Here is a 7,463-nt window from a genome sequence, read left to right on the forward strand (position 1 = left end):
AAATGGATAGAAGATAAAGCCATAACAAAGTCAGGAGTTGACAATTATGGCTGGTCAAACGATTCAGATAAAAACCAAGACTGGTAAACAGTTTAGTGCTTACTTGGTCACCCCATCTTCAGGCAAAGGACCGGGCATTGTGATGTGTCAGGAAATCTTTGGCGTAAATGCTGTAATGCGTGAGAAGGCTGACTTTCTTGCAGAAGAAGGCTATACCGTTTTAGTTCCAGATTTATTCTGGCGCGATGCACCCAATATCGAATTGGGCTATACCCCAGAGGATTTCGAAAAGGCTTTTAAGCTTTATCAACAATATGATGAAAATTTAGGTGTGGAGGATATTCAGGACAGTTTGGCTTATCTACAAAGCCGACCAGAATGCGATACATCGACAGGTCTAGGTGTTGTCGGATACTGCTTGGGTGGAAAGCTGGCTTATTTGGCAGCGTGTCGTTTACCAGAAGTTGCCTGTGCCGTTGGCTACTATGGTGTAGGTCTAGAAAACGTTCTGGATGAATTGGCTAACCTGAAAGGTCGTCTGGTTCTGCATATTGCAGAGCTCGATCAATTTACTCCACCTGATGCACGTCAAACAATTCTGCAAGCTGCGAACCAATATTCGAATGTTAAAGCATACGTGTATGAAGATGTCGACCATGCCTTTGCTAGACCGAAAAGTGAGCATTATCACAAGCCTTCAGCTCGCTTTGCTCATGAGCGCACAGTGACTGCATTACATGACACCATTGGACCATATTATGACTTGGTGGCGTTATGGGAAGAGCATATTCGACATGAGTTCGATACCCGTGATGTCCCTGCCACAATGGCAACCATGGTGGCTGAACCTTATGTCAATCACATTCCAACCTTAACGGGTGGTGTCGGTCAAAGTCAGCTCGCTCGCTTCTATCGTTATCACTTTGTCCATCAAAACCCAGAAGATATGAAGATCACATCGATTTCGCGTACGGTCGGATCTACACAGGTGGTGGATGAGTTCATTATGAGCTTTACCCATGACACAGAAATTGATTGGCTACTCCCAGGGGTAAAACCAACAGGTAAATATGTCGAAATTCCAATGTTGGGGGTCATTCAATTTAGAGGTCCTAAACTGTGTCACGAACATATTTATTGGGATCAGGCTTCAGTGCTTGTGCAAATAGGTTTGCTCAATCCTGAAGGTTTGCCAGTTGCGGGTGTGGAAACTGCCAAGAAACTGCTGGATGAAGATTTACCTTCAAATACGCTGATGCCGTCATGGGGCAGTAGTGAAGGCAAGCCGATTCAGGAAGGAGCATAAAATATGAACATTGATTTAAAAGGCAAAGTAGCCGTTGTCAGTGGCGGTGCAACCTTAATTGGAAAGGCTGTGGTAGGGGCTTTGGTGAATGCAGGTGCGCGTGTCGCGATTCTTGATATTGATGCCAACGGAAAGAAAGTTGCAGAAAGTTTTCCTTATGACGTGATGTTCATTCAGGTGGATTTGACCAGTGACCTTGCGATTCAGCAGGCGGTCAAAAACATTCATCAGCATTTAGGTGAAGTCAGCTGCTTGGTGAATCTGGCGTGTACCTATCTGGATGATGGCTTTCAGTCTTCTCGCCAAGATTGGTTAAAGGCTTTGGATATCAATTTGCTGTCAGTGGTCGAATTAACCCGAGCATTTTATGCAGACTTAAAAAAGAACAAGGGTTCAGTTGTGAATTTCACCTCGATCTCTGCTAAGTATGCGCAAACTGGACGCTGGTTATATCCCGTATCGAAAGCGGCGATCCGACAATTAACCCAAAGTATGGCAATGGATTTTGCAGCCGATGGCATTCGAGTGAATTCCATTTCTCCAGGCTGGACGTGGTCACGAGTGATTGCTGAAGTCAGTGGAAATAACCGTGAAAAAGCTGATGGCGTTGCAGCAGATTATCACTTGTTGGGGCGTTTGGGGCATCCAGAAGAAGTGGCAAATGTGGTGCTGTTCTTACTGTCCTCGGCAGCAAGCTTTGTCACAGGTGCAGATTACGCCGTCGATGGTGGGTATTCAGTGATGGGACCAGAAGGTGCGCAACCTGCCATTCCACGCTTAGCCAGTTAATACAGACATTCATGATTTAGAACATTGAAAAATTTGGAGAAGAATATGCGCCGTATTGCAATTGTGGGAGCAGGTCAGTCAGGCCTTCAACTTGGCTTAGGATTATTAGATACCGGTTATGACGTTACTTTAATTACCAACCGTACTGCCGAAGAAATTCGTCAGGGTAAAGTGATGTCGAGTCAATGTATGTTTCACACCGCTTTACAAACTGAACGTGATTTAGGACTGAATTTTTGGGAAGAGCAATGTCCTGCGGTTGAAGGAATTAGCTTGACTTTGGTGAATCCTGAAAACGGTGGCAAAGCCTTTGAATGGAGTGCACGTCTTGAGCGTTACGCACAATCGGTCGATCAACGCGTCAAAATGCCATTTTGGATGCAGGAATTTGAAAAGCGTGGTGGTCGATTAATTATTCAAGATGTTGGTATAGAAGAACTTGAACAATTAGCCAATGACTATGAATTGGTTCTGTTGGCGGCAGGTAAAGGCGAAGTGGTCAAGCAATTTGAACGTGATGCAGAAAGAAGCACGTTCGATAAGCCTCAACGTGCATTGGCATTGACCTATGTCAAAGGCATGAAGCCAATTTCACCTTATTCACGGGTCACGTTTAACATTATTCCGGGAGTAGGTGAATACTTTGCTTTTCCAGCACTGACCGTGAATGGCCCATGCGACATTATGGTGTTCGAAGGTATTCCAAATGGACCAATGGATTGTTGGCAGGATGTGCAAACATCTGAGCAGCATTTAGAACGTAGTCTGGAACTTTTACAAAAATACGTACCGTGGGAATTTGAACGTTGTAAAAACGTCGAATTAACCGATGCAGGCGGTTATTTGGCAGGACGCTTCCCACCAACAGTACGCAAACCTGTTTTGACTTTACCTTCAGGCAAAAAAATCTTTGGTATGGCAGATGCCTTAGTGGTGAATGACCCGATTACAGGTCAAGGCTCAAATAATGCCGCCAAATGTAGCAAGATTTATTTTGATGCGATTTTATCCAATGATGATCAAGCCTTTAGTGAGGCTTGGATGCAACAAACCTTTGAGCGCTATTGGGCATATGCCGAAAAAGTGGTGGCTTGGACCAATAGTTTATTGTTACCGCCTCAACCCCACGTAGTGGAATTACTGGCTGCTGCGAGTCAGAACCAAGCCATTGCTTCAGTCATGGCCAATAACTTTGATGATCCGCGTGACTTTTCACCATGGTGGTTTGATGCAGAACAGGCTCAGAATTTTATTGCCATGAAAACAGCAGCTAAAGTGGCTTGATGCTGATCTAGTTAAAAGGATATTACAAATGATTGATACGATTGATGATTTGGCATTACAGCCGATTGATGCTGAAAACCCAAGAGAAATTAGAAATTTGCTGGGTCAGTTCGCAACAGGTGTAACGGTCATTACGACACGAAGCAAGCAGGGGCGTAAAGTTGGCATGACAGCCAATTCATTCTCGTCGCTTTCTTTGGATCCGCCGTTAATTTTATGGAGTTTATCCAAAACTGCGCCTAGCTTGTCAGATTTTGTGGAAGCAGACCACTTCGCCATTCATATGTTGGCACAAGAACATCATGAACTTTCAGGACATTTTGCCAGAGCATCTGCAGACAAGTTTTCTGGTATCGCACATCGAGACTGTGCGGTTGGTGTGCCCATTCTTGAAGATGTTTTAGCAACCTTAGTCTGTAGAAATGTGACCCAATATGAAGGTGGCGACCATCTGATCTTTATCGGACAGATTGAACAGTACCAACAGCGGCAAGGTGAGCCACTGGTCTTTCATGCAGGAAAATATCGAGTTGCTGCTGCACATCCAGCGCTGAGCAATTAAGACAAAGTCACGATTCTACAATCGTGACTTCTTATTTAGGAAAGAATAATGAAGTACAGTGTAATAAAAAATAGTGTTTTGCTCAGTAGCTTTTGTTGTATGTCTTTCATGACCCATGCCTATGATTTACCGACAGTCAACTTAGGTATGACCAGTTTTTTAGATGGGGGTTTACCTGCAGGTCCAGGTTGGTATGCGCAAACTTATTTCCAAAATTATGATAGTGATGAATTGGTTGATGCACATGGCAATAAATTGCCACTCCCAAAAACAGATCTTAACTATCAAGTAATTGTGGAACAAATTAGCTACTTGTCGAATGTTAAATTGGGTGAGCATGCCAGTCTGGGGATTAATTTTCTTATTCCCTATGTCAGCAAAATGGATATGGATGATGGATTGAATCAAATGGCAATCAAATCACAGGGTGGTTTTGGTGACATCATGATTGGTCCTTTTGTGCAGTTTGATCCGATTATGGGGGCTGAAGGTCCCAAATTTGTACATCGCATTGAATTCCAAGTGAACTTACCGACAGGAGATTACAGCCAACAGAAGGATATTAATCCGGGCAATAATGCGGTTTCGCTTGATCCATATTGGGCAGCAACCTACTGGTTTAATCCTAAATGGACAGCTTCGACACGGATTCATTATCTGTATAACTTTAAAAATGAAGATCCAAGTTACGCATTTGGCAATGCAGATGAAATTCAGGCAGGTCAAGCCGTTCATGCAAATTTTGCCAGTGAGTATGCGATTACCCCGCAATTTCGTTTAGGGCTAAATGGGTATTGGTTAAAGCAAATTACCGATACAGAAGTTGATGGCGAAAAAGTGAAAGGGCGTAAAGAGCAGGTTTGGGCAATTGGTCCAGGGGCAATGTATAGTTTTTCACCCAATGACCATGTGGTGGGTAACGCTTATTTTGAACAAGATGCTGAAAACCGACCTGAGGGAACCCGCTTACAAGTGCGTTATATCCACCATTTTTAAGATGAAAAATAGCCTTTTATCCCAACCAGGATAAAAGGCTATTTTATGGATTTTTTGATGGGTTGGAGAGAAGTTAATTGGAAATCTGTTTAGCTACAACGACGTGTCGAAGAAGGCAAAGTGCCAAAGCGTCTTTTGTACTCTTGAGAAAATCTGCCTAAATGGGTAAAGCCCCATTTAAATGCCACATCAGTTACCGTTAAATGCTCATTTTGCATTAATTCTAAATGTGCTTGTTCAAAGCGTAATTCTCTGAGATAAGCCATTGGGGTGGTGCCTAAGTAATTTTTAAATCCTGCAAAAAGCGTTCTGACACTCACACCTGCTTGCTCAGCCATCATTTCAATAGTTAAAGGTTCATGTAAATGTTGCTGGATATAGGCTTCAGTCCGTTTAATAAAATGCGGGGAAATGGTTTTATCTTTATGCGAATCAATTTTTTCCAAAGCATTATTGGGTTGCCCATAAATCAGCGCATTTAATAAATTCGACTCAAACTGTTTAAACGCCAAGGGATGATGCAGTGGGTGTTTGTCACATGCCATTGCATCCATTAAAGTGCGGAGTAATTGTAAAAAATAACTGCCATTTTGCGTGGAAAAATCAAGCTTCGGATCAAAAATGAGGGGAGTGCTGTCGCTATCAGGAATATGTTGGCGACAGTGATGAATTAAATCATCTTTTAATATTTTTAAAATGAGCTGCGGTGAATTGGCATGCCAACACATACGTAAAGAGTGTTGTGGTGAAATGAGCGATCCAACCTGTGAATAGGACATAAATTTGTGTCGGTCGAATTCAATTTCTGCATAACCCTGCGTTGGAATTTGAATTAAATAAAACTTTTCTAAATGGTCTGGTTCAATTACAACATCTGCGCCATATACGAGGCGGCTAATTGAGAGCGCTCCTGTTTTAACATGGTGCATGGTTGCACTAAAATCTTTTTGTGGTTTTGAAATTTTTAATGCATGGGGTTTAAAGACCTGTCCAACATGTTTACACGTTTCATCTACATCTTGATGGCTAAAGAGTAAATTGTGGGGGGTAAAAATGGATTCATATTGGAAATGTCGACCGTTTAATTCAGAAGAGTTGGCATGATTCATAGCTATTCCTTTGGCTAACTCCTGCTTGTATTTCACCGCTCTAAATACTGCTCGGTATAATTTTAGAAAGGTGGTAATACTGCACTTAGATTATTCAGTGGGGTGCAAAACATATAGAGATAATGCAAAATATAGACCATATTGGATTCAATATGCTGTTTTTCTAAAAAATTAAATGAAGGAAACAAAATCCTGTTTTAATCGTTTTTTGAAATACATGAGCGTGAGAACTCCATTCTATCTACCTCGTTTTATCATGATCTTATTCCTTAAGATCTGTACAATTTTATAGCAAATCCAAGCGCTTTGGTCAATTTATATCATTAGCTGGACTTTTTATTATCTTATTGAAATGTTTTGTATTTAAGTGAATGCACGCCTATAGGCATGCATTCATTTGCAAGAAATTCTGAATGCTTTGATTAAACACTTGAGGCTGTTCCACATTTGAAATATGTGAAGCATCAATTTCAACCAACTGACTGTTCGGAATCTGCGCTTGCATAAACTGCGCATCTGCGACCGTCGTCACAAGGTCTTGTTGTCCCGCAATTATCAGCATTGGCACTGTAATGTTTTTCAGTTGCTCTCGAACATCCGCTTTAGCCAAAGCCGCACAACAGTGGGCATAACCTTCGGCGCTGCCAGCTGCCAAGTCGTTTTGAAGATTAGACACTAATGAAGGATGACTTTGGATAAAGGGATCTGTAAACCATCGCGATGCTGCAGTTTGCGCGATCGGTTGTAAACCTTGAGTTTTGACCAGAGCGGCACGATCCAGCCAAGCCTGTTCCTGACCAATTTTGGCCGCCGTATTACATACAATCACATGGCTAAAACGCTGAGGGTAATGCATCGCCAGCCACTGACCAGTTAAGCCGCCCATCGAAATGCCACAAAATGCTGCTTGTGAGATCTGTAAATGATCCAGCAACTGAATCACATCTTCACCTAATTGTTGCAGGCTATAAGGACCTGCTGGTGTCGATGAAGCACCGTGACCACGGGTGTCATAACACACCACAAAGAACTGATCCTTTAAAGCATTAAACTGCTGCTGCCACATGCCATAGTTGGTGCCCAAAGAATTGGAAAACACTAATGCAGGATTACTGGCATCGCCAAAGGTTTGATAATGCAGTTGTACGTCTGGCGTGGTTAAAATGGGCATATCTTAATTCCTTTCTTTATTCTTTATTGAGCTTAGCGATCTGAATCAGGCTTCAACCCGCTGAATAATCAGCGCAATCCCTTGACCGACCCCGATACACATTGAACATAGGGCATACGTACCACCGGTTTGTTCTAACTGGTTCAGAGCTGTGGTCACTAAACGTGCACCCGATGCACCCAGTGGATGACCAATCGCAATCGCACCACCATTTGGATTCACTTGCGTAGTATCGTCAGCCAGACC

7 protein-coding genes and 1 pseudogene are annotated in these 7,463 nt (G+C 42.7%); 5 read left to right on the top strand and 3 right to left on the bottom strand.

Annotated features, from left to right (window positions below):
• Positions 1 to 46 precede the first annotated feature (46 nt).
• From MKI85_RS14160 to MKI85_RS14180, 5 genes are all read left to right on the top strand, one after another.
• Positions 47 to 1,306: a dienelactone hydrolase family protein gene (locus tag MKI85_RS14160; RefSeq protein WP_241628540.1), complete on the top strand. Its 1,260-nt coding sequence runs from the start codon at positions 47 to 49 to the stop codon at positions 1,304 to 1,306.
• Positions 1,307 to 1,309: 3 nt separating this feature from the next.
• Positions 1,310 to 2,095 carry an SDR family oxidoreductase gene (locus MKI85_RS14165; RefSeq protein WP_241628541.1) on the top strand — a complete coding sequence of 262 codons (786 nt, stop codon included), beginning with the start codon at positions 1,310 to 1,312 and terminating at the stop codon, positions 2,093 to 2,095.
• A 45-nt stretch (positions 2,096 to 2,140) separates the two neighbouring features.
• On the top strand, positions 2,141 to 3,379 hold the full coding sequence (locus MKI85_RS14170; RefSeq protein WP_241628542.1) for a styrene monooxygenase/indole monooxygenase family protein: 1,239 nt from the start codon (positions 2,141 to 2,143) through the stop codon (positions 3,377 to 3,379).
• 31 nt (positions 3,380 to 3,410) lie between these two features.
• Positions 3,411 to 3,941 carry a flavin reductase family protein gene (locus tag MKI85_RS14175; protein ID WP_241628552.1) on the top strand — a complete coding sequence of 177 codons (531 nt, stop codon included), beginning with the start codon at positions 3,411 to 3,413 and terminating at the stop codon, positions 3,939 to 3,941.
• Between the two features lie 99 nt (positions 3,942 to 4,040).
• Positions 4,041 to 4,937, top strand: a complete 897-nt coding sequence (locus tag MKI85_RS14180; protein ID WP_413350806.1) for a SphA family protein — start codon at positions 4,041 to 4,043, stop codon at positions 4,935 to 4,937.
• An 89-nt stretch (positions 4,938 to 5,026) separates the two neighbouring features.
• Here MKI85_RS14180 and MKI85_RS14185 read toward each other — a convergent pair whose 3' ends face one another.
• The 3 genes and pseudogenes from MKI85_RS14185 to MKI85_RS14195 all read right to left on the bottom strand — a co-directional run.
• Entirely contained in the window at positions 5,027 to 6,046 is a 1,020-nt protein-coding gene (locus tag MKI85_RS14185; RefSeq protein ID WP_241628546.1) for an AraC family transcriptional regulator, read from the bottom strand.
• A gap of 379 nt (positions 6,047 to 6,425) precedes the next feature.
• Entirely contained in the window at positions 6,426 to 7,217 is a 792-nt protein-coding gene (pcaD, locus tag MKI85_RS14190; protein WP_241628548.1) for a 3-oxoadipate enol-lactonase, read from the bottom strand.
• A gap of 45 nt (positions 7,218 to 7,262) precedes the next feature.
• Positions 7,263 to 7,463 (bottom strand): annotated as a pseudogene (locus MKI85_RS14195) (acetyl-CoA C-acyltransferase); the annotation flags it as partial.

This window comes from Acinetobacter zhairuonensis (assembly GCF_022601715.1).
Taxonomy (GTDB): domain Bacteria; phylum Pseudomonadota; class Gammaproteobacteria; order Pseudomonadales; family Moraxellaceae; genus Acinetobacter.